The organism is Cupriavidus pampae, from assembly GCF_914271485.1.
Taxonomy (GTDB): domain Bacteria; phylum Pseudomonadota; class Gammaproteobacteria; order Burkholderiales; family Burkholderiaceae; genus Cupriavidus; species Cupriavidus pampae.
The window spans coordinates 339,511-360,183 of sequence record NZ_CAJZAG010000003.1 but is presented as its reverse complement, the minus strand read 5'-3'; the positions used below and the strand labels follow the sequence as shown (position 1 = coordinate 360,183).

General features: G+C 65.1%; 15 protein-coding genes. 8 read left to right on the top strand and 7 right to left on the bottom strand.

The features are described from left to right. Positions 1–187: 187 nt before the first annotated feature. Both dacB and LDO41_RS09320 read right to left on the bottom strand, forming a co-directional pair. Positions 188–1,762, bottom strand: coding sequence for a D-alanyl-D-alanine carboxypeptidase/D-alanyl-D-alanine endopeptidase (gene dacB, locus LDO41_RS09325; RefSeq protein ID WP_223985374.1), 1,575 nt, complete (start codon positions 1,760–1,762; stop codon positions 188–190). Positions 1,763–1,829: 67 nt separating this feature from the next. After that, on the bottom strand, positions 1,830–2,288 hold the full coding sequence (locus tag LDO41_RS09320; RefSeq protein WP_223985365.1) for a PACE efflux transporter: 459 nt from the start codon (positions 2,286–2,288) through the stop codon (positions 1,830–1,832). 113 nt (positions 2,289–2,401) lie between these two features. Here LDO41_RS09320 and LDO41_RS09315 point away from each other — a divergent pair, with 113 nt between their 5' ends. Continuing rightward, positions 2,402–3,298 carry a LysR family transcriptional regulator gene (locus LDO41_RS09315; protein ID WP_223985350.1) on the top strand — a complete coding sequence of 299 codons (897 nt, stop codon included), beginning with the start codon at positions 2,402–2,404 and terminating at the stop codon, positions 3,296–3,298. 37 nt (positions 3,299–3,335) lie between these two features. On the opposite strand, the gene LDO41_RS09310 is transcribed toward LDO41_RS09315, so the two are convergent. Beyond that, positions 3,336–4,616 (bottom strand): ATP-binding protein, encoded by a 1,281-nt coding sequence (locus LDO41_RS09310; protein WP_223985348.1) that lies wholly within the window; start codon positions 4,614–4,616, stop codon positions 3,336–3,338. A 13-nt stretch (positions 4,617–4,629) separates the two neighbouring features. Beyond that, positions 4,630–5,361 (bottom strand): response regulator, encoded by a 732-nt coding sequence (locus tag LDO41_RS09305; protein ID WP_223985339.1) that lies wholly within the window; start codon positions 5,359–5,361, stop codon positions 4,630–4,632. Positions 5,362–5,721: 360 nt separating this feature from the next. On the opposite strand from LDO41_RS09305, the gene LDO41_RS09300 reads away from it, so the two are divergent. The 4 genes from LDO41_RS09300 to LDO41_RS09285 are packed head-to-tail and all read left to right on the top strand — an operon-like array spanning position 5,722 to position 15,337. Beyond that, the gene (locus LDO41_RS09300) at positions 5,722–7,284 is read left to right on the top strand and encodes an MdtA/MuxA family multidrug efflux RND transporter periplasmic adaptor subunit (protein ID WP_223985337.1); all 1,563 of its coding nucleotides are present in this window, start codon (positions 5,722–5,724) and stop codon (positions 7,282–7,284) included. Between the two features lie 24 nt (positions 7,285–7,308). After that, a complete protein-coding gene (locus LDO41_RS09295) occupies positions 7,309–10,512 on the top strand; it encodes an MdtB/MuxB family multidrug efflux RND transporter permease subunit (RefSeq protein WP_223985336.1) in 3,204 nt (1,067 codons plus the stop codon). After that, a complete protein-coding gene (locus tag LDO41_RS09290) occupies positions 10,512–13,811 on the top strand; it encodes an efflux RND transporter permease subunit (RefSeq protein ID WP_223985333.1) in 3,300 nt (1,099 codons plus the stop codon). Before LDO41_RS09295 ends, LDO41_RS09290 begins: the two co-directional genes overlap by 1 nt. A gap of 53 nt (positions 13,812–13,864) precedes the next feature. Beyond that, positions 13,865–15,337 (top strand): efflux transporter outer membrane subunit, encoded by a 1,473-nt coding sequence (locus LDO41_RS09285; RefSeq protein ID WP_223985330.1) that lies wholly within the window; start codon positions 13,865–13,867, stop codon positions 15,335–15,337. An 8-nt stretch (positions 15,338–15,345) separates the two neighbouring features. Here LDO41_RS09285 and plsY read toward each other — a convergent pair whose 3' ends face one another. From plsY to LDO41_RS09270, 3 genes are all read right to left on the bottom strand, one after another. After that, complete coding sequence (gene plsY / locus LDO41_RS09280) at positions 15,346–15,957, bottom strand: glycerol-3-phosphate 1-O-acyltransferase PlsY (RefSeq protein WP_223985322.1); 612 nt, start codon at positions 15,955–15,957, stop codon at positions 15,346–15,348. Between the two features lie 80 nt (positions 15,958–16,037). Further along, on the bottom strand, positions 16,038–16,529 hold the full coding sequence (locus tag LDO41_RS09275) for an aminoacyl-tRNA deacylase (protein WP_223985318.1): 492 nt from the start codon (positions 16,527–16,529) through the stop codon (positions 16,038–16,040). Positions 16,530–16,551: 22 nt separating this feature from the next. Next, entirely contained in the window at positions 16,552–17,493 is a 942-nt protein-coding gene (locus LDO41_RS09270) for a LysR family transcriptional regulator (RefSeq protein WP_223985315.1), read from the bottom strand. 123 nt (positions 17,494–17,616) lie between these two features. Between LDO41_RS09270 and LDO41_RS09265 the strand changes: the two genes are divergently transcribed. From LDO41_RS09265 to leuD, 3 genes are read left to right on the top strand one after another with little or no spacing between them, the layout of a single operon-like run. Next, the gene (locus tag LDO41_RS09265; protein ID WP_377742105.1) at positions 17,617–18,591 is read left to right on the top strand and encodes a tripartite tricarboxylate transporter substrate binding protein; all 975 of its coding nucleotides are present in this window, start codon (positions 17,617–17,619) and stop codon (positions 18,589–18,591) included. A 20-nt stretch (positions 18,592–18,611) separates the two neighbouring features. Beyond that, on the top strand, positions 18,612–20,030 hold the full coding sequence (gene leuC, locus LDO41_RS09260; RefSeq protein WP_223985312.1) for a 3-isopropylmalate dehydratase large subunit: 1,419 nt from the start codon (positions 18,612–18,614) through the stop codon (positions 20,028–20,030). Further along, positions 20,023–20,667 (top strand): 3-isopropylmalate dehydratase small subunit, encoded by a 645-nt coding sequence (leuD, locus tag LDO41_RS09255; protein ID WP_223985310.1) that lies wholly within the window; start codon positions 20,023–20,025, stop codon positions 20,665–20,667. The genes leuC and leuD overlap by 8 nt, the downstream gene beginning before the upstream one ends. The last annotated feature ends 6 nt before the right edge of the window (positions 20,668–20,673 follow it).

The window sequence follows — 20,673 nt, the reverse complement described above, 5'->3', positions numbered from 1 at the left end:
ACAATGGGTGAATTTACCTTTCACCCTCTCCCCCGACCCCTCTCCCTGAGGGAGAGGGGAGCAAACCGGCGGCATGGCACAGCCCTGCACCGGCGGCATGTCAGCCCTCTCTGAGCGATAGCGGCGCAAACCTGTGGCACATAGGCTCTCTCCCGAGCGAGAGGGGAGCAAAGCCGAAGGCGCGCAATCACGGCGCGCCGCGGTACACCCACTGCATCAGTGCGTCGTGCGCTTCCTGCGCGGCCGACGCGTTCGGGTGGTTGATATAGGCCACCACCACATAGCGCTCCCCATTCAGCGCGTCCACATAGCCCGCGAGTGCGCGCACATCCTGTAGCGTGCCCGTCTTCAGATACGCATTGCCCGCCGCGTTGGCGCGGGTCAGGCGGTTGCGCAGGGTGCCGTCCACGCCGAGGATCGGCAGCGAGTCGATCAGCGCGGGCCCGACGTTGCTCGCCAGAGCCTGTTGCAGCAGCCGGGCCATGTCATACGCACTGATGCGTTCATCGCGCGAGAGCCCTGAGCCGTTATCGAGCACCAGGCTACGCAGGTCCAGGCCCTGCTTCTGCAGCCATTTATGGATGACGGTGGACGAGCGCGCGGTGCTGGCCGGGCCGCCGCGGTCGATTTCCGCGCCGATGGTCAGGAACAGCTGGCGCGCCATCACGTTGTTCGAGAACTTGTTGATATCGCGCACGATATCGCCGAGCGGTTCGCCGTAGTGGCGCGCCAGCAAGACCGCGTTGCGCGGTACCGGGCCGCTGCGCACGCCGGGCGTATGCGCGAACGTGCCGCCCGCAAGCTGCCACTCCGCGACGAAGCCTCCCGAGATGAAATCGCTGTGCGACAACGTGGCGAGGTTGACCACGTGTTCGCCGCAATCGGCCGCATAGTTGCCATCGAACGCGGCCAGCACGGTGCCGTCCGGCTGCGGCGTGATCGCCGGCGTGGCGCGCGTGCGCCAGTCGCCGCAGCGGCCGTTGGTCAGCGCCAGCCGGTTGTCCACGCGCAGTTGCGCGAGCGCGGGGGTCACCGACACCGCCACCGAGCGGCTCGCCGGATCGGGACTGATCGTGAACGACAGCGTCTTGAACGAATACAGCAGCGCGTCCGGATTCACGTTGTAAGCGCGCGTGCTTTCCCCATCGATGGTGCCGTTGGCATCGAATCCATCCGCGAAGAAACTGCGATCGAGCACAATGTCGCCATTGATCTTGCTCGCGCCCGCGCGGCGCGCCGTCGACACCAGCTTGGCCATCTCCTCCGGCACAAGCTTGGGATCGCCACGACCGCGCAGATAGATATTGCCGTTGACCGAGCCATCGACCTCCGGCTGCGCGTCGGCGTACAGCGACGTCTGCCAGCGGAAGTCCGGCCCCAGCAACTGCAGTCCCGCAAACGTCGTCACGACCTTCATGGTCGAGGCCGGATTCATCGGTTGCTCGGCATTCCAGCTCGCGCGGGCCATGGGCGCGCCAACCTTGACCACGTAGAAGCTGGCCGCCGACAGCGGCACGTTGGCGCGACGCAGCGCGCTGACCACCGTCGCGGGCAGTCCGGCACGCAGCGCGGCAGGATCGACCGCTTCCGCGGCGGGGCGCTTCGCATGCGCGGCAGAGGTCGCGACGGCGGCCGCAGCGGTGGCCGCGGCTGCCGCCTTGGCCTTCGCCGGCTTGGCGTAAGTGGGGGTGGTCGTGAACCCGGCGGCAAGACACGCTAACAGCGCGGCGGCCGGGACGATGCGGGGCAGGGCATTGGACATGGGCATGGCGAAGATGTTAACGCATGCCCACGGTGATTCGGATGACGTGGAACGGTCGGTTACCGTGTCAATTCGCGATCGAAGTCGGCCGCGCGTCGCTCACCGACGCGGCGGCCTTCGGAATCGGGAACACGATGTCGTAGGCCCAGTTGTAGATCAGTGCGTAGACCATGTAGAAACCTGCCACGGCGATGTCCATGATGAACGCGTCGAACAGGCTGATATCGAGGTACCACGCCACCGACGGCAGGAACACGATCAGCAGGCCGCCCTCGAACAGGATCGCATGCAGGACGCGCACGGCCGGCGTCTTGTGGACATCGCCCTTGAGCCGAACCATGGCCTTGTCGAACATCAGGTTGTAGACGTAATTCCATCCGGCCGCGATCAGCGACGCGACCGCGCCAATCAGGCCCATCTCGTGCAGCGCATAGCCAAATACCCAGCTCGCGAGCGGGGCAAAGGCCAGCAGGCCGATCAACTCGAAACCGATAGCGTGTCGGATCCGGTCTCCGGTAGTGCGCATGATGCTCTCCAGCAAAACGACAATGGGCACAGTCTATCTGCTAAATTGATATTGCCAAGTTAGATACCATCGGCTTTTCCGATAGATGCCGATAGATGAGAGGAAGGATCGACATGAGCTTGTCACTCGACCAACTGCAGGCCTTCGTCGCGGCGGCGGAAACCGGCTCGTTCTCGGCTGCCGCGCGCCGGCTGGGCAAGGCGCAGTCCGTGGTCAGCGCCGCCGTGGCCAACCTCGAGATCGACCTCGGCAATGCGCTGTTCGACCGCAGCGCGCGCTATCCGGTACTGACGCCTGCGGGCGAGCGGCTGCTGGCCGAGGCGCGCGTGATCCTCGAACGCTGCGAGCATTTTCGGGGCGTGGCCAAGAGCCTCGGCGAAGGGGTTGAGACGCGGCTCGTGCTGGCGGTGGACGAGCTCTATCCGGAAGAGATCCTCGGCGTGATGCTCGAAGAGTTCTCGCGCCAGTTTCCGGCGGTCGAGCTCGAACTGCTGTTCCCTCTGATGGAGGACGTGAGCCGCCTCGTCATGAGCCAGGGCGCGGATCTCGGCATCATGTGGCGGCAGGAAATTCTGCCGGCCGAGTTGGCGTTCCATGCATTGGGCTGGGTGCCAATGCCGATTCTCTGCGCCCCGGACCATCCGCTCGCACATCAGCCGCGTGTCGACTGGGAAGAGCTCAAGCGCTATCGCCAGCTCATGGTGGCAACGCGCAGCGACAGCGAAGAAAAGAAGCGTCTGCGCGTGGCGGCGGACGTATGGTGGGTCGAAAGCCAGTGGGTGATCGTGGAACTGATCAAGCGCAACCTCGGCTGGGGCTTCGTGCCATGGCACGTGGCCGCGAACTCGCCGGCAGCGGCGGGGCTGGTCTCGCCGAAGCTCGCGTTTCAGGAAAAGGACTGGCCGGTCGCGATGGAACTGGTGTGGCACAAGCAGCGGCCACTGGGCAAGGCCGCGACATGGCTACGCGAGCGCGTGAAGCGGGAACCGTTGCCGGTGCCGGGGCGCTGATGGCGGCTCTGCGGCAAGGCAAGTCAATCCATGCGTCTCAAGCCGCCTGCGCCAGCGGCGCAAACGGGAACACCATCTCCACGCGCAGGCCGCCTTCCTCTCGATTGACGAGGTTGAGCTTGCCGCCGCCCTGCCGCACTAGGCGATCGACGATTGCCAGGCCGAGGCCCGAGTGCGCGTTGCCGCCGCGTGCGGGATCGAGTCGTACGAACGGTAGCGTTACGCGGTCCATCGCATCGTCGGGAATGCCCGTGCCATGGTCCTCCACCGTCAGGCGCCAGCCTTCGTTGGTGCGCGCGGTGGAGACATGGACCGGCGGCGCGCCATACGCATAGGCGTTATCGACGAGATTGCCGACGATGCGATCGAGCTGCGTCGCGATCATGCGGAAACCGTCGCCGGCCGCGAGGTCGAGCTCGACAAAGCGATCTTGCTCGGCAAGCGAATCCGCGAGCTCTGAAATCCGCTTCTCCACGGGCACCGGCCGCGCGGTCGGCTCGCTACTCTGCGCGAACGTCAGGAACTGCTCGACGATCGCGGACATCGACTCCACATCGCGCGTCACGCCAGCCGAGGCCTTCGGGTCGGACAGCATCTCCGCGCGCAGCCGTAGCCGCGCGAGCGGTGTCTTGAGGTCGTGCGCGATGCCGGCCAGCATCGTATTGCGCTCCTGATCGGTACGCACGAGGTCCGCCACCATGCGATTGAAACGCTCGATCAGCTGCCGCAACTCGTGGGGCCCGCGTTCGCGCAGCGGCGCCACGCTCTCCTGTCGCGACAATCGCGCAGCGGCCTCGGCCATATCGCGCACGGGCCGCTGGATCTGCCATGCGATCAGCAGCGCAAACACAATGGCGACGCCCACCACGAGAATCACGCCGGGTACCAACCGGTTATCGGGAGGGGGGTTGTGCACCCACAGGATCGGCATCGCGATCCAGTTCGTGCGCGTCGGCAGCTTGATCCACAGCCGTGGCGTCGCTTCGTCCTCGACGCGGAACTCGCTGCCCTTCGGCAGTCGCCCCGCGAACTGTTCGATCAACCGGCGCGGCCGGCCGCCCTGCGGCACCGTCGCGATCTCCTCGGCGCGCGCATTGCTGCCAATCTCGACCAGGCTCGGCAGCGGCAACGGCGGCCGCGCGTCGAGCGCGTGCTCGATACTCTGCAGCTGGAACAGCATCTGCTCGACCGAATAGTCGACCTGCTGCTGACGGCGATCCATACGCAGGATGGTCAGCCACGAGAAATGGCTGATCACGAGCACTGCGGCGATCAGCAGTGCCATCCGTCCGAACAGGGTGTCGATCCTAAGCTTCATCGTTCAACGCTTTTTACTGCGGAATCTCTTCCGCTTCGTCAGGCACGAAGGTATAGCCGCGCCCACGCACGGTCTGGATATAGCGCGGACGCTGCGCGTCCTCATCGAGCAGGCGACGCAGCCGCCAGATCTGCACGTCGATGCCGCGATCGCTGATACCGCTCGCGGTGCCGTACATCAGTTCGACGATGCGCTCGCGCGACAGCACTTCCAGCGGATGCATCAGCAGCAGCTTGAGCAGCGCGAATTCGGTGTCGCTGATCGACACGCCTTGTCCCGCGCGCAACAGCGAGCGCTGGCGGAAATTCACGCGGAACGGCCCGAACGCGATCGACTCGCGATCTTCGGGCGCGGCCGCGGGGCGGGCCAGCTTGCGGCGCAGCACCGCGTTGATCCGCGCCAGCAATTCACGCGGCGAGAATGGCTTGCCGAGGTAATCGTCAGCGCCGATCTCGAGGCCGACGATGCGGTCGATCTCATCGCTGCGCGCGGTCAGCAGAATCACCGGAATATCGTCGTTCTTCGCGCGCAGGTTGCGCAGCGCGGTCAGGCCGTCGACCTTCGGCATCATCAGGTCCAGCACGATGAGCGCGGGCCGTTCGCGCTCGAGCCGCGCCTGCAGGCCGTCGCCGTCGTGCATCACGGACACGGCAAAGCCCTGCGAGGTGAGGTACTCGCGCAACAGGTCGCGCAGTTCGGGATCGTCGTCGACGACGAGGATCTGGGTAGGCTGGTTCGTTCGCATAGGCAAATGATAGACAGGCTTGCGGCGTGGGAATGCGAATTGCTTCGACGGTTTTGTTTCCGGAGGTTACACCCGGCGCGTTGGTAACCCGCTGTAATAAAAGGGCGAGTCCGCGAAACAGGCGCGGTCATCCCGGCACATTATGCTTTGTCCCATCAACGCGGCAGTTTTCACCATCGCCAGGTGCACTGCACGTTCGCGTCCGCAACGCGAGCCCCTCTACCGGTGGCCAGGGTCAATGGTCTTTCCGGTAGCGCGATTTGGCATACTTTGCATTTTCGCCCGCCGGCCGGTCTTGGCCGCCGCGCGAATATCGTTGGCGCGCCCCGTTCCGGGCGCGTCGCTCCCAGGATTCCGGAAATGTCCCAACCCGAACACGGTCAACCCTCCTCGCCACCCTCCCCACCGCGGGGTCCCGCGCCAAAGCGCGGCACGTCAGCGGGCCGCACCTGGATCGCGCTCGCGGTCGTCGTGGTGCTGGCTGGTGCCGGCTGGTACTGGTGGCATAGCCACCGCGCGGCGGCCGATAGCGTCGCCGGGCAGGCCGGGGCGAGCAGTGCGGCGGCCGGTGGCCGGCAGGCACGCGGGGCCGGTGGCTTCGGAGGCCCCGGTGGTCCGGGCGCCAATATGCCGCGTTCGCCGGTGGTCGTCTCCACGGTTGCGCGCCGCGATATGGATGTGGTGCTCAACGGCCTTGGCAACGTCACGCCGCTGGCCAACGTGACCGTGCGTGCGCAGGTATCCGGGCCGCTGCTGCGCGTGCTGTTCAAGGAAGGTCAGATGGTCAAGGCCGGCGATGTGCTGGCCGAGATCGATCCGCGCCCGTTCCAGGCCACGCTCGACCAGGCCGTGGGGCAGCTCGCGCGCGACCAGGCGCTGCTGCAGAACGCGCGTCTGGACCAGAAACGCTATAAGACGCTGTTGCAGCAGGACTCGATCTCGAGTCAGCAGGTGGACACGCAGGACGCACTGGTGCGCCAGTACGAGGGCACGGTCAAGACCGATCAGGGTAATGTCGACAATGCGCGCATCCAGCTGGGCTATACGCGCATTGTGGCACCGGTGTCTGGCCGCATCGGCCTGCGGCAGGTGGACGCGGGCAATATCGTCAATACCGGCGATACCAACGGCGTCGCGCTGATCACGCAGATCCAGCCGATTACCGTGCTGTACACGATTCCCGAGGACAACCTGCCGCAGGTGCTCAAGCAGCTCAATGCCGGCAAGAAGCTGCCGGTGCAGGCGTGGGACCGCCAGATGCGCACGCAACTGGCTGACGGCACGCTGCTTACCACCGACAATCAGATCGACGTGACCACCGGCACGGTCAAGCTCAAGGCGCAGTTCGAGAACAAGGACGGCATGCTGTTCCCGAACCAGTTCGTCAACGTGCGCACGCGCATTGACACGCTCGAGGACGCCACCGTGATTCCGGTCGCGGCCATCCAGCGCGGCCAGCAGGGCACGTTTGTGTACGTGGTCGATGACGCAAGCACCGTGCACGTGGCCGCGGTCACGCTCGGCGCCAGCGATGGCACGCGTACCGCGGTGACCAAGGGCGTGCAGCCCGGCCAGCGCGTGGTGATCGATGGTGCCGATCGCCTCAAGGAAGGCATGACCGTGGAGGCCGTGGACCCGGCCGCGCGCGCGGCACAGCTCGTGCCCGCAAGCCAGCCGCGTGGGCGCGGACGCCATCGCGAGGGCAGCAACTGGGGCGGTGCGAGCGGCGCGGGTGCGGGAGGTGCGAATGGTGCCAGTGGCGCGCATGCACATCGGGGCGATGATGCCAGTGGTGCGAGCGCGCCGGCGGGCGAACCGCGCCGCCAGCGCGACGCGGATGCCGTGCCCGACCCGACCCGCAATACCCCCGCAGGCTCCGCTAACCCCGCCGCCGGCAATGTCGGCCAGCGCCCGCAGCAGTAAGCGGCGAAGGAATCGAGGAGCGGCATGAATCCGTCACGCATCTTTATCGAGCGGCCAGTTGCCACGGCGCTGCTGATGGTCGCCATCCTGTTGTCCGGGCTGGTGGCATTCCGCCTGCTGCCGCTATCCGCGCTGCCGGAGGTTGACTACCCGACCATCCAGGTCACCACGCTGTATCCGGGCGCGAGCCCCGACGTGATGACGTCGTCAGTGACTGCGCCACTCGAACGCCAGTTCGGCCAGATGCCGGGCCTCAAGCAGATGTCGTCATCCTCGTCGGGCGGCGCCTCGGTGATCACGTTGCAGTTCGAACTGTCGCTGTCGCTCGACGTGGCCGAGCAGGAAGTGCAGGCCGCGATCAATGCGGGTGGCAATCTACTGCCCGCGGACCTGCCGATGCCACCGGTCTACAGCAAGGTCAATCCGGCCGACGCGCCGATCATGACGCTGTCGATGACGTCGGACACGTTGCCGCTGCCGCAGTTGCAGGACATGGTGGACACGCGCGTGGCCGCGCGGATCTCGCAGATCCAGGGTGTGGGTCTCGTCACGATCAGCGGCGGCCAGCGTCCCGCCGTGCGCATTCAGGCCAATCCCACCGCGCTGGCCGCGCTTGGCATGTCGATCGACGACCTGCGCACCGCGATCGGCAGCGCCAACGTGAATGGCGCCAAGGGCAGCTTCGATGGCCCGCAGCGCGCGTCGACGATCGATGCCAACGACCAGTTGCGATCGGCCGACGAGTACCGCCAGATCATCATCGGCTACCAGAACGGCGCGCCGATCCGCATTACCGACGTGGCCGATATCGTCGACGGCCCCGAGAACACGCGGCTGGCCGCGTGGGCCAACGGCAAGCCCGCGATCGTGCTGAATATCCAGCGCCAGCCCGGCGCCAACGTGATCGAGGTGGTGGACCGCATCAAGTCGCTGCTGCCGCAGTTGCAGAACGCGCTGCCGGCCTCGGTGCACGTGCAGCAGCTGACGGACCGCACCACCACCATCCGCGCGTCGGTAAAGGACGTCGAGTTCGAACTGCTGCTGGCCATCGCGCTGGTCGTGATGGTGATCTTCGTGTTCCTCCGCAATGTGCCCGCGACGATCATCCCGGGCGTTGCGGTGCCGCTCTCGCTGGTCGGCACGTTCGGCGTGATGTACCTCGCGGGATTCTCGATCAACAACCTCACGCTGATGGCGCTGACCATCGCGACCGGCTTCGTCGTGGACGATGCGATCGTGATGATCGAGAACATCATGCGGTACATCGAGAAGGGCGACACGCCGATGGCGGCGGCGCTCAAGGGATCGAAGCAGATTGGCTTCACGATCATCTCGCTGACGTTCTCGCTGGTGGCCGTGCTCATCCCACTGCTGTTCATGGGGGACGTGGTGGGTCGGCTGTTCCGCGAGTTCGCCATCACGCTGGCGGTATCGATCCTGATCTCGGCCGTGGTCTCGCTGACGCTCACGCCGATGATGTGCGCGCGTCTGCTGCGCCATGTGCCCGAAGAGGAGTTGTCGGGCTTTCATCGCGCGACGGGCCGCTTCTTCGACAACGTGGTGGAACGCTACGGTCGCGCGCTCGAATGGGTGCTCGCGCGCCAGACCGCCACGCTCGTGGTGGCCGTGGGCACGCTGCTGCTGACCGGCCTGCTTTACCTCGTGGTGCCCAAGGGCTTCTTCCCGGTGCAGGACACCGGCGTGCTGCAGGCCATCACCGAGGCCGCGCAGACCACCTCGTTCTCGGCCATGGGGCGCAAGCAGGAAGCGGTACAGAAGACCATCCTCGAAGACCCGGCGGTGGCAAGCGTGTCATCGTTCATCGGTGTCGACGGCACCAACACCACGCTCAACGCCGGGCGCATGCTGATCAACCTCAAGCCCAAGGGCGAGCGCGAGAGCATGGATGTGGTGATGGACCGCCTGCAGGCCGCGACGCAGAAGCTTGGCGGCGTATCGCTGTATCTGCAGCCAGTGCAGGATCTGACCATCGAAGATCGCGTGTCGCGCACGCAGTATCAGTTCACGGTGGAAGACCCCGATCCGAAGGTGCTCGCCGAATGGGTACCGAAGCTCGTCGAGCGCCTGCGCCAGGAACGCGAGCTACGCGACGTGACCAGCGATCAGCAGAACAACGGCCTGCGCGCCTATGTGGAGATCGATCGCGATGCCGCCGCGCGTTTCGGCATCACCACGGCGGTGATCGACAGCGCGCTGTACAGCGCGTTCGGCCAGCGTCTGGTGTCGACGATCTTCACGCAGGCCAATCAGTACCGCGTGGTGCTCGAGACCATGCCGCAGTTCCGCACGAGCCCGCAGTCGCTGTCCGAGCTGCGGCTGCCATCATCGTCGGGCGGTCAGGTGCCGCTCGGCTCGATCGCGCGCGTCAGCGAACGCACCGGTCCGCTCGTGATCAACCATCAGGGCCAATTCCCGGCCGCGACGATTTCGTTCAACCTTGCACCGGGCGAGTCGCTCGGCGCCGCGGTGGAGAAGATCACGCGTGTGGAAAAGGAAATGGGCCTGCCGATCTCGATGGCCACCGAGTTCCAGGGTGCCGCGCTGGCCTTCAGCGCATCGCTGTCCAATACGTTGTGGCTGATCCTTGCCGCGGTGATCACGATGTATATCGTGCTGGGCGTGCTGTACGAGAGCACCATTCATCCGGTGACGATCCTGTCCACGTTGCCCTCCGCGGGCGTCGGCGCACTGCTGGCGCTGCTGGTCGCGCAGCAGGACCTCGGCATCATCGCGATCATCGGCATCATCCTGCTGATCGGTATCGTCAAAAAGAACGCGATCATGATGATCGACTTCGCGCTCGAGGCCGAACGCGAGGGCGGGATGGCGCCGCGCGACGCCATCTTCCAGGCGTGCCTGCTGCGCTTCCGTCCGATCCTGATGACGACGATGGCGGCCTTGCTCGCGGCGTTGCCGCTGATGCTGGGCACCGGCATCGGCTCCGAACTGCGCCGCCCGCTCGGCGTGACGATGGTCGGTGGCCTGCTGGTCAGCCAGGTGCTGACGCTGTTCACCACGCCGGTGATCTACCTTGCGTTCGACCGGCTGGCGTATCGTCTGAACGACTGGCGCCGTCGCAAGTTTGGCGATCCGGAAAGCGATGGTCGTGCTGGTGGCGACGGGGGTGACGACGGAGGTGACGACGGGGGTGACGACGATGGCGGTACCGCGCGCAATGCCCCGCGTCCGCAGGAGCCTAACGCCTGATGAACCTCTCGGCCGCCTTTATCCATCGCCCGGTTGCCACCGCGCTGCTCACCATCGGCATTCTGCTGGCGGGCATTGCGGCGCTGCGACTGCTGCCGATCTCGCCGCTGCCGCAGGTGGACTTTCCGACGATCTCGGTGTCCGCTTCGCTGCCGGGCGCGAGCCCCGAGACCATGGCCGCCACCGTGGCCACGCCGCTCGAGCGCGCGCTGGGCACCATTGCCGGCGTCAACGAAATCACCTCGTCGAGCTCGCTCGGCTCCACGCGTGTGACGCTGCAGTTCGACCTGTCGCGCGATATCGACGGGGCCGCGCGCGATGTGCAGGCCGCCATCAATGCCTCGCGCGCCACGCTGCCGACGAGCCTGCCGAACAATCCGACCTATCGCAAGGTCAACCCGGCCGACGCGCCGATCATGATCATCGCGCTGACCTCGCCGACCATGACGCGCGGCCAGCTGTACGATGCGGCCTCGACCATCCTCGCGCAGAAGCTGTCGCAGGTGGAAGGTGTGGGTCAGGTGACGATCGGTGGCTCCTCGCTGCCGGCCGTGCGCGTCGAGCTCAACCCGACCGCGCTCAACAACTACGGTATCTCGCTCGAGGACGTGCGCAATACGATCAGCGCGACCAACGCCAATCGTCCGCTTGGCGTGCTCGAGAACAACAACAATAACTGGCAGGTCTACGCGAACGACCAGGCCATGGCGGCCAAGGACTATATGCCGCTGATCGTCCGCTACGCCACGCCGGGAACCTACTCGTCGGCGTCGGCGGGCGCACTGATCGCGAGCACCGCCAACGCCACCGCCGGCGGCAACGTCAGCACCAAGACCGTCAACGGCGTCACCACTACCACGCTGACCACGAGCAGCGGCACCACCACGATCACGACCGGCGCCACCGGTGGCGGCACCGGCAATACGGGCCCGAACTCGGTGCAGGTACCGGTGCGGCTGTCGGACGTGGCCAACGTGACGGACTCTGTGCAGGACATCCGCAACGCGGGCTCGGCCAACGGCAAGCCATCGGTGCTTCTGGTGCTTAACCGTTCGCCGGGCGCCAACATCATCGAGACCGTCGATCGCGTCAACGAGATCCTGCCGCAACTACGCAAGATGATTCCGGCCGCGATCTCGATGGACGTGATGCTCGACCGCACGCCGACCATTCGCGCGTCGCTGCGCGAGGTGGAACACACGCTGATGATCTCGGTCGCGCTGGTGATCATGGTGGTGTTCCTGTTCCTGCGCAACGTGCGCGCGACGCTTATCCCGAGTGTCGCCGTGCCGGTGTCGCTGGTCGGTACGTTCGCGGTGATGTATCTGTGCGGCTTCTCGCTGAACAACCTCTCGCTAATGGCGCTGACCATTGCCACGGGCTTCGTCGTCGATGATGCGATCGTGGTGCTCGAGAATATCTCGCGGCATATGGAGAACGGCATGAAGCCGCTCCAGGCCGCGTTGCGCGGCGCGCGCGAGGTGGGCTTCACGGTGATCTCGATGAGCCTCTCGCTGATCGCGGTGTTTATCCCGCTGCTGCTGATGGGCGGCATCGTCGGCCGGCTGTTTCAGGAGTTCGCGATCACGCTGTCGGTGGCGATCCTGGTCTCGCTGGTGGTCTCGCTGACCACCACGCCGATGATGTGCGCCAAGCTGCTGCGCCCGGTGGCGGAAGAGAAGCGTGGCCGCTTCTATCACACGAGCGAACGCGTCTTCAACTGGATGCATGATCAATACGCGCGCACGCTCGGCGTGGCGCTGCGGCACAGCACGCTGGTCTGGCTGGTGCTGATTGCGACCGTTGGCCTCAACGTGTGGCTGTACGTCATCGTGCCGAAGGGCTTTTTCCCGCAGCAGGATACGGGGCGGCTGATTGGCTTTATCCGCGCGGATCAGGCCACATCGTTCCAGGCCATGACCAAGAAGCTCGACAACTTCATCACGATCGTGCGCACCGACCCTGCTGTGGTCAATGTGACCGGCTTCACCGGTGGGTCGCAGCGCAACACGGGGCAGATGTTCGTCACGCTGAAGCCGCTCTCCGAGCGCAAGGAAACGGCCGATGCGATCATCGCGCGGCTGCGGGTCAAGCTGGCCAAGGAGCCCGGCGCGAGCCTGTTCCTGACACCGGTGCAGGATATTCGCATCGGTGGCCGGCAGAGCAGCTCGCAGTATCAGTTCACGCTGCAGTCCGACGATCTCGAAGTGCTGCGCGCGTGGGAGCCGAAGGTGCGTGCCGCGATCTCGAATATCAAGGGTATCGAGGACGTCGACACCGATACCAACGACAAGGGCCTGCAGACCTCGGTGATCATCGATCGCGATACCGCGTCGAAGCTAGGCGTGACCGCGCAGCAGGTCGACGCGGTGCTCAACGATGCGTTCGGGCAGCGGCTGGTCTCCACGATCTATCACCCGCTGAACCAGTATCGCGTGGTGATGGAGCTGAGTCAGGAATATCTGCAGGGCCCGCATGCGCTGCAGGACATCTATGTGGTCACTGGCGGCGGCAACCGCGTGCCGCTGTCCGCGTTCGCGCGCGTCACGCCGACCAGCACGCCGCTCGGCGTCAATCATCAGGGTCAGTTCGCGGCCTCGACGATTTCGTTCAATCTGGCCGAGGGTTTCTCGCTGTCGGAGGCGACGGATGCGATTCGCGATGCGCTGGCGCGCATCGGCGCGCCCGAGACCCTGCAAGCCAACTTTCAGGGTGGTGCCAAGGCATTCCAGGACTCGCTCAAGAGTCAGCCGTACCTGATCCTCGCCGCGCTGATCACGATCTATATCGTGCTCGGCATCCTGTACGAAAGCTACGTGCATCCGCTCACGATCCTGTCGACGCTGCCGTCGGCCGGCGTGGGCGCGTTGCTCGCGCTGCTCGCGTCGAAGACCGATTTCAGCATCATCGCGCTGATCGGCGTGATCCTGCTGATCGGCATCGTCAAGAAGAACGCGATCATGATGATCGACTTCGCGATCGATGCCGAGCGCCGCGAAGGCCTGTCCCCGCGCGAGGCGATTCATCGCGCGTGCCTGCTGCGCTTCCGTCCGATCATGATGACCACCATGGCGGCGTTGCTCGGTGCGGTGCCGCTGGCGATCGGCCGCGGCGACGGTGCCGAATTGCGCGCGCCGCTCGGGATTTCCATTGTCGGCGGGCTGGTGGTCAGCCAGCTGCTGACGCTCTACACGACGCCGGTGGTCTACCTGACGCTCGACCGCTGGCGCCTGAAGGTCAATGCCTGGCGCGCGCGTCATCGGCGTACTGAACCTGACGCCGCGCCGCGCCTACCTTGATGCGATTGAAGACATTGAAGCAAACAAAGCGATTGATGCGAGCCATGATGCCGATGCACCGCTCCCCCCTCCTTCATGTAGTTGCGCTGGCCAGCGCGCTGCTGCTGGCCGGCTGCGCGGTTGGTCCCGACTACAAGCGACCCGATGCGCCGTCGTCCGCCGCGTTCAAGGAAGCCAGTGCCGACATGCCTGCATGGACCGGCGACTGGAAGACCGCGGAGCCGCAGGATCAGGTGGCGCGCGCGGAATGGTGGCGCGTGTTCAACGATCCGGACCTCGATATGCTGATGGCGCAGGTACAGATCTCGAACCAGAACATCAAGGCCGCGGAAGCGCAGTACCGTCAGGCCGCGGGCGCGTTGCAGGCGGCTCGTGCGGGCTTCTTCCCGACGCTCAACGGCACGGCTAGCGCTTCGCGCTCGGGTAGCAGTACCACCAGCCAGGCCGGCAATATCCGCAACGGACAGAGCGCCACGCTGTCCGCGGCGTGGGAGCTCGACGTGTGGGGGCGTGTGCGGCGTCAGGTGGAAAGCAATCAGGCCGGCGCGGAAGCCAGCGCGGCTGACCTCGCCTCCACGCTGCTGTCGACGCAATCGACGCTCGCGCAGAGCTACTTCCTGCTGCGCATTGCCGATGCCCAACGCGAGTTGCTCGATCGTACGGTCAGCGATTACGAACGCTCGCTGCAGCTCGTGCGCAACCAATACGCGGTGGGTACCGCGCAGCGTTCGGATGTGCTGCAATCGGAGACGCAACTGAAGTCCGCGCAGGCGCAGCAGATCGATATCCAGATCACGCGCGCGCAACTCGAACATGCGATTGCGGTGCTGATCGGCAAGTCGCCGTCGGAACTCACGATGCATGCGGCCGACTTCAACACCACGCTGCCGCGCGTGCCCGTGGCGGTGCCCTCGCAACTGCTCGAACGGCGGCCCGACATCGGCGCGGCCGAGCGCCGCATGGCTTCCGCCAACGCCGAGATTGGCGTGGCGCAGGCCGCTTACTACCCCACGCTGTCGCTGTCGGCGACCGGCGGCCTTACGGCGGCCACACTCGCGCGCTGGCTCTCGCTGCCCGATCGCATCTGGTCGTTCGGCCCGGCGCTGGCGGGTGCGATCTTCGATGGCGGGCTGCGCAGCGCGAACAAGGCGCAGGCGGTGGCGGCCTACGATCAGAGCGTGGCGACCTATCGCCAGACCGTGCTCAACGCATTCCAGGAAGTCGAGGACAACCTCGCGGCCGCGCGTCTGCTGGAGCAGGAATCGGTAGTGCAGAACGACGCGCTGCGCTCCGCGCGCGATGCGCTCGCGCTCGTGAACAATCGCTACAAGGCGGGTACCGCCGCGCTGCTCGACGTGCTCACCGCGCAGACCGTGGCCTACACCGCGGAGCGCACCGCGCTGTCGATCACGAGCCGTCAGTACACCACGTCGGTGATCCTGATTACCGCGCTTGGCGGCGGGTGGCATGCGGAAGGGGCCGACATCGCGAGCGAATCACAGTCGTCAGTGACAGCCAGGCAATAACGGCGGCTTCAGCCCGGCTTCTTCTTGTCCCCGATCCGGCTTTCCTTGCCGGCCAGCAGCTTCGCGATGTTCTGGCGATGTCGCATCACCAGCAAGACGCTGATCACGAAGATCGCGCCGGTGATGATATCCACGCCGGACATCAGCACGTAGAAGAACGGCGCGAAGATCGCCGATACCAGTGCCGCGAGCGACGAATAGCGGAAGAAGAACGCGATGATCAGCCACGTGGCGAGCGTCGCGAGGCCGAGGATCGGGTCGAGCGCGAGCAGGATGCCGGCTGCGGTGGCAACACCCTTGCCACCCGCGAAGCGGTGGTACACCGGGAACAGGTGGCCGAGGAAAACCGCCACTGCCACCAGCGCGATGCCGGCTTCGTTGACGCCATACGCGGGGCCGAAGCGATGCGCGAGCCAGACTGCGAACCAGCCTTTGGCGCCATCACCGATCAGCGTCAGGATCGCGGCCTTCTTGTTGCCGGTGCGCAGCACGTTGGTGGCGCCGGGGTTGCCCGAGCCATAGCTGTGCGGATCGGGCAGACCCATGAGCTTGCTGACCACGACGGCGAAGGATACCGAGCCGATCAGGTAGGCGATAGCGGCGAAGATCAGATTGACCATTGCAGGGAGTTATCTGGGGTGTTGTCGTAATTTTAGGCTGGCGCGATTGTAGCGCGGCCGGCGGTGCGCTCCGTCAGGAATCAATCGGGTAGTGCGCATTCGACCGGCTTCGCGCCGAGCAGATCGGTCAGTACCTGCGGCGCGATGCTGACGAGGTAACCGCGGCGGCCGCCGTTGATGTAGATCCGCTCCAATGCCAGCGCCGACGCTTCCACATAGACCGGCAGCTTCTTGCGCGTGCCGAACGGCGAGGTGCCACCGACCATGAATCCGCTGTGGCGCTGCGCGACCTCGGGCTTGCAGGGCTGCACGCTCTTGCAGCCGATCTGGCGCGCGAGGTTCTTGGTGGACACCGAGCAGTCCCCGTGCATCAGCACGATCAGCGGCTGCGCGCGCTCGTCCTCCATCACCAGCGTCTTGATCACGTCGTGCTCGGGCACGCCGAGCTGCCGCGCCGATTCACCGGTGCCGCCGTGATCGACGTAGTCGTAGGGGTGCTCGCCAAAGGCAACGCCATGCTGGCGCAGGAACTGCGTGGCCGGCGTTTCAGAGATGTGTTTCGCTTTACTCATGACTGACAGGTTCTGTGAGACGTCACCATTGTCCCTTACCGGCGGGCCCACCGGCGCCCCCCGCCTTTTGCTGGCGGTGATCGGCAAATCGCTCCAGCAGAAAATCGACCAGTACCCGCAGCTTGTCCGAGCGGGTTTTGCCACCGCTGTAGACCAGGTGGATATCGGCCGGCGCGAGTTGCCACTGAGGCAGGACCTGGCAAAGTGTGCCATGGCGTAGCGGCTCGGCAATATCCCATTCGGATCTGACGACCAGTCCTTGACCTTCAAGGGCCCAGACGACGGCGGACTCGCCATCGTTGGTACTCATCGTGCCCCGCACTTTGACGGTCTCCTGCTGAGCGCCATGACGGAAATGCCAGGTACCGAAGGTCTCATCCGCTTCGCGGATAAAGATGCAGCTATGCCGCGCCAGATCTCGCGGACTGCCGGGCAAACCGGCGCGCGCGAGATAAGTCGGGGCGGCGACGAGCAGGCGGCGATTGTTCGCCAGCAGCCGCGCGGTAAGTCGCACGTCAGGCAAATCGCCGAAGTGGACCACTGCATCCAGCCCGAGCTCGGTCAGGTTCATCGGCCGCTCGCTCAAATACAGCTGAATCTCGATCTTCGGGAACTGGCGGGAAAACGCGGCGAGGGCAGGGGCGATATGCCGCCGTCCAAAACCCAGCGTGGCACCGATCTTCAGCAGGCCATGCGGCGAACTGCTATTGCCGCCCACCGTGCGTTCCAGCGTTTCCAGTTCCGCGAGGATACGCGCGCCCTCGACCAGGTAGCTCTCGCCCTCCGGCGTCAGGCTGATGCGCCGGGTCGTACGGTTCAACAGCCGAACCCCAAGTCGTGACTCCAGCGCATGCAGCCGCTTGCTGACCGCGGATGGCGTGACGCCAAGTTCCTGGGCCGCCGCCGCAAGGCTGCCGAGCTTGTTGATCGCCGCAAAGAAAGCCACGTCCGAAAAACTGTCCATTGCTGAATGGTAGGCAAGAAAGAAGTGATTCTGCCTAAATTATGTTTCTGTAGGCAAGTGCTAGCATCTCTCCCATAAAAAACCAGTTCATAAAAACACAGACCTAGACGGAGACAACCCCCCATGAAGCGCATTCACCTTGCCGCGTTCGTTGCCACATCCTTTGCCTGTGCCGTCGTAATGGGCAGCGCCTCGGCGCAGTCCTTTCCGCAGCGTCCGATCCGCCTGATCGTGCCATACGCCCCGGGCGGCAGCGCCGATATCGCCGCGCGCCTGGTGACAGACGCGTGGTCGAAAAACCTGGGCGGCACCATCGTCGTGGACAACCGCGCGGGCGCGGGCGGCAATATCGGCGTGGACGCCGTGGCCAAGTCTGCCCCGGACGGATACACCATCGGTCTGCAAACGGTATCCCTTGCGATCAACCCGGGCCTGTTCCCTCGCATGCCGTACGACACGCTGAAGGATCTGGCGCCGATCGGCATGGTGGCGGGCTCCCAGCACGTGCTGGTGGTCAACAACAAGATTCCCGCCAAGAACCTGCAGGAGCTGATTGCGCTGGCGAAGGCGAAGCCCGACAAGCTGACCTACGGCTCGGCGGGTAACGGCAGCACGTTCCATATGTCGGCCGAACTGTTCAAGTCGGTGGCCAACGTGTCGATCGTTCACGTGCCGTATCGCGGCGGCGGCCCCGCGCTCGTCGACACGATTGCCGGACAGGTAGATATGAGCTTCCCCGTGATCTCGGCGGCGCAGCAGCACGTGCTGGCCGGCAAGCTCACGGCCCTCGCGGTCACGGGGTCAACCCGTTCGCCGCTGCTGCCGAACGTGCCGACGGCCGCCGAAGCGGGCTTGCCCGGCTACAACTTCGAGACGTGGTTCATGGTGTTTGCGCCGGCCGGCACGCCCAAGGCCGTTATCGACAAACTGAACACGACGCTCAACGCCACACTGACGGCGGAGGCGACGAAAGACCGGATGATCAAGGAAGGCTTCGAGCCGATGCCTTCCACACCGGAGGCGGCGCGCAAGCGGCTGGAGAAAGAGTTGCCGATGTGGGCCCAATTGATCAAACAACGCGGCATTACCGCCGAGTGATTGCGAACCAGGTAGTTTCCATGTCTCAACGAACCCTTTACAACAAGCTGGTCGACTCGCACACGGTCACGCGTATCGACGACGACAACGTCCTGCTGTTCTGCGACCTGCACTTGATGAACGAGTACACGAGTCCGCAGGCGTTCGCCGGTTTGCACGAGCAGGGCCGGGAAGTGCTGGTGCCGGGACAGAACGTCTCGGTCGTGAGCCACATCATCCCGACGCATCCGACCAGGATCCGCGTGATTGCGGATGCGGCGTCATCGCTGCAGGCGACGAATCTGCGCGACAACTGCGTGCGGCATGCGATTCCATTGTTCGATACCAACGACACGCTGCAGGGGATCGAACACGTGATCGCGCCCGAGCACGGCATGATCCGTCCGGGCATGGTGGTGATCTGCGGCGACAGCCATACGACCACCTACGGCGCGTTGGGGGCATTGGGCTTTGGCATCGGTACGTCGGAAGTCGAACACGTGCTGGCAACGCAGACACTGGTCTACCGTATGGCCAGGACCATGCGGATCCGTGTCGATGGCAAGCTGCCCGCGGGCACGACGGCGAAGGACCTGATCCTGATGATCATCGGCAGGATTGGTGCGCAGGGCGCGCGCGGCTACGTCGTCGAATACTGCGGCTCGGCCATCCGTGACCTCAGCGTCGAAGCCCGATTTACGCTTTGCAATATGACGGTGGAAGCGGCGGCACGCGGCGCGCTGATTGCGCCGGACGCGACGTCAACCGACTACGTCCTGCGCCGCGCGCACGATATGGACGACGCCCAGCGCACCGCCGCGCTCGCGTACTGGGGTACGCTGAAGAGCGACCCCGAGGCATCGTTCGACCTTGATTTCGTTTTCGATGCCAGCGACATCGAACCCTACGTGACGTGGGGCACGAGTCCGGACCAGGTGGTGCCGGTCTCCGGACGCATTCCGTTCGCCGAAGACCAGATGGACGAGGCGGATCAACGCTCGGTCGAGCGCGCGCTGTCGTACACGCACCTCACTCCGGGCAGCGCGCTCGAGGGCACGCCGATTCAGCACGTCTTTATCGGTTCGTGTACCAACGGCCGCATCGAAGATCTGCGCGCGGTGGCGGGCATCGTGCGCGGCCGCAAGGTGGCCAGTGGAGTGCGAGCCATGGTCGTGCCGGGGTCGGGGGCCGTCAAGGCGCAGGCCGAGCGCGAAGGTATTGCGGAGATCCTGACGGCAGCGGGCTTCGAGTGGCGGCAGCCGGGGTGTTCCATGTGTCTCGCGATGAACGACGATGTGCTGGCCGACGGCGTTCGCTGTGCTTCCACCACCAACCGGAATTTCGAAGGCCGGCAGGGGCGGGGCGCCATCACCCATCTGATGAGTCCGGCAATGGCGGCCGCAGCGGCCATTACGGGAAAAATTACCGACGTCCGCAAGCTGGAGCTCGCCCATGTCTGAGCACGCCCACATCATCGGCAAAGCGGCCGCGATCCGCTTCGAGAATCTCGATACCGATCAGATCATCCCGAAACAGTTCCTGCGCGGCATCGACAAGGCCGGGCTCGACAAGGGGATCCTGTACGACCATCGCTTCGACGCCAGCGGCGCGTTGCGTCCGGAGTTCGTGCTGAACCGGCCCGAGTACGCGGGCACCAGTGTTCTGGTTGGCGGCGCCAATTTCGGCTGTGGATCGAGCCGCGAGCATGCCGTCTGGGGATTGCAGCAGTTCGGTATCCGCGCCGTGATCGCGCCCAGCTACGGAGAGATCTTCTACTCCAATGCGATGAACAACCGGCTGCTGCTCGTCATGCTGCCGCGCGACGTGATCGAATCGCTGATGAACGCAGTGGATGCGGACAGCGGCAATGCGATCTCGATCGATCTCGGGACCATGCGTGTGCAGACGCCGGTCGGGGAGCACACGTTCCAGTTGTCCGAGCGGCACCGTCAGATGTTTATCGAGGGGCTCGACATGATCGGTCTTTCGCTCAAGCACAAGACCGATATCGAGCAGTTTGCCGACCGCTATTGGTCCGCATTCCCGTGGACCAAAAACGTGGCCCGCCGTACGCGCGATCGTCTCGGCGCCACCTGATCGAAG

Coding starts and splice junctions, on each gene's coding strand:
- dacB (WP_223985374.1), bottom strand. CDS start 1,762: ATGTCCAATGCCCTGCCCCGCATCGTCCCGGCCGCCGCGCTGTTAGCG.
- LDO41_RS09320 (WP_223985365.1), bottom strand. CDS start 2,288: ATGCGCACTACCGGAGACCGGATCCGACACGCTATCGGTTTCGAGTTG.
- LDO41_RS09315 (WP_223985350.1), top strand. CDS start 2,402: ATGAGCTTGTCACTCGACCAACTGCAGGCCTTCGTCGCGGCGGCGGAA.
- LDO41_RS09310 (WP_223985348.1), bottom strand. CDS start 4,616: ATGAAGCTTAGGATCGACACCCTGTTCGGACGGATGGCACTGCTGATC.
- LDO41_RS09305 (WP_223985339.1), bottom strand. CDS start 5,361: ATGCGAACGAACCAGCCTACCCAGATCCTCGTCGTCGACGACGATCCC.
- LDO41_RS09300 (WP_223985337.1), top strand. CDS start 5,722: ATGTCCCAACCCGAACACGGTCAACCCTCCTCGCCACCCTCCCCACCG.
- LDO41_RS09295 (WP_223985336.1), top strand. CDS start 7,309: ATGAATCCGTCACGCATCTTTATCGAGCGGCCAGTTGCCACGGCGCTG.
- LDO41_RS09290 (WP_223985333.1), top strand. CDS start 10,512: ATGAACCTCTCGGCCGCCTTTATCCATCGCCCGGTTGCCACCGCGCTG.
- LDO41_RS09285 (WP_223985330.1), top strand. CDS start 13,865: ATGCACCGCTCCCCCCTCCTTCATGTAGTTGCGCTGGCCAGCGCGCTG.
- plsY (WP_223985322.1), bottom strand. CDS start 15,957: ATGGTCAATCTGATCTTCGCCGCTATCGCCTACCTGATCGGCTCGGTA.
- LDO41_RS09275 (WP_223985318.1), bottom strand. CDS start 16,529: ATGAGTAAAGCGAAACACATCTCTGAAACGCCGGCCACGCAGTTCCTG.
- LDO41_RS09270 (WP_223985315.1), bottom strand. CDS start 17,493: ATGGACAGTTTTTCGGACGTGGCTTTCTTTGCGGCGATCAACAAGCTC.
- LDO41_RS09265 (WP_377742105.1), top strand. CDS start 17,617: ATGAAGCGCATTCACCTTGCCGCGTTCGTTGCCACATCCTTTGCCTGT.
- leuC (WP_223985312.1), top strand. CDS start 18,612: ATGTCTCAACGAACCCTTTACAACAAGCTGGTCGACTCGCACACGGTC.
- leuD (WP_223985310.1), top strand. CDS start 20,023: ATGTCTGAGCACGCCCACATCATCGGCAAAGCGGCCGCGATCCGCTTC.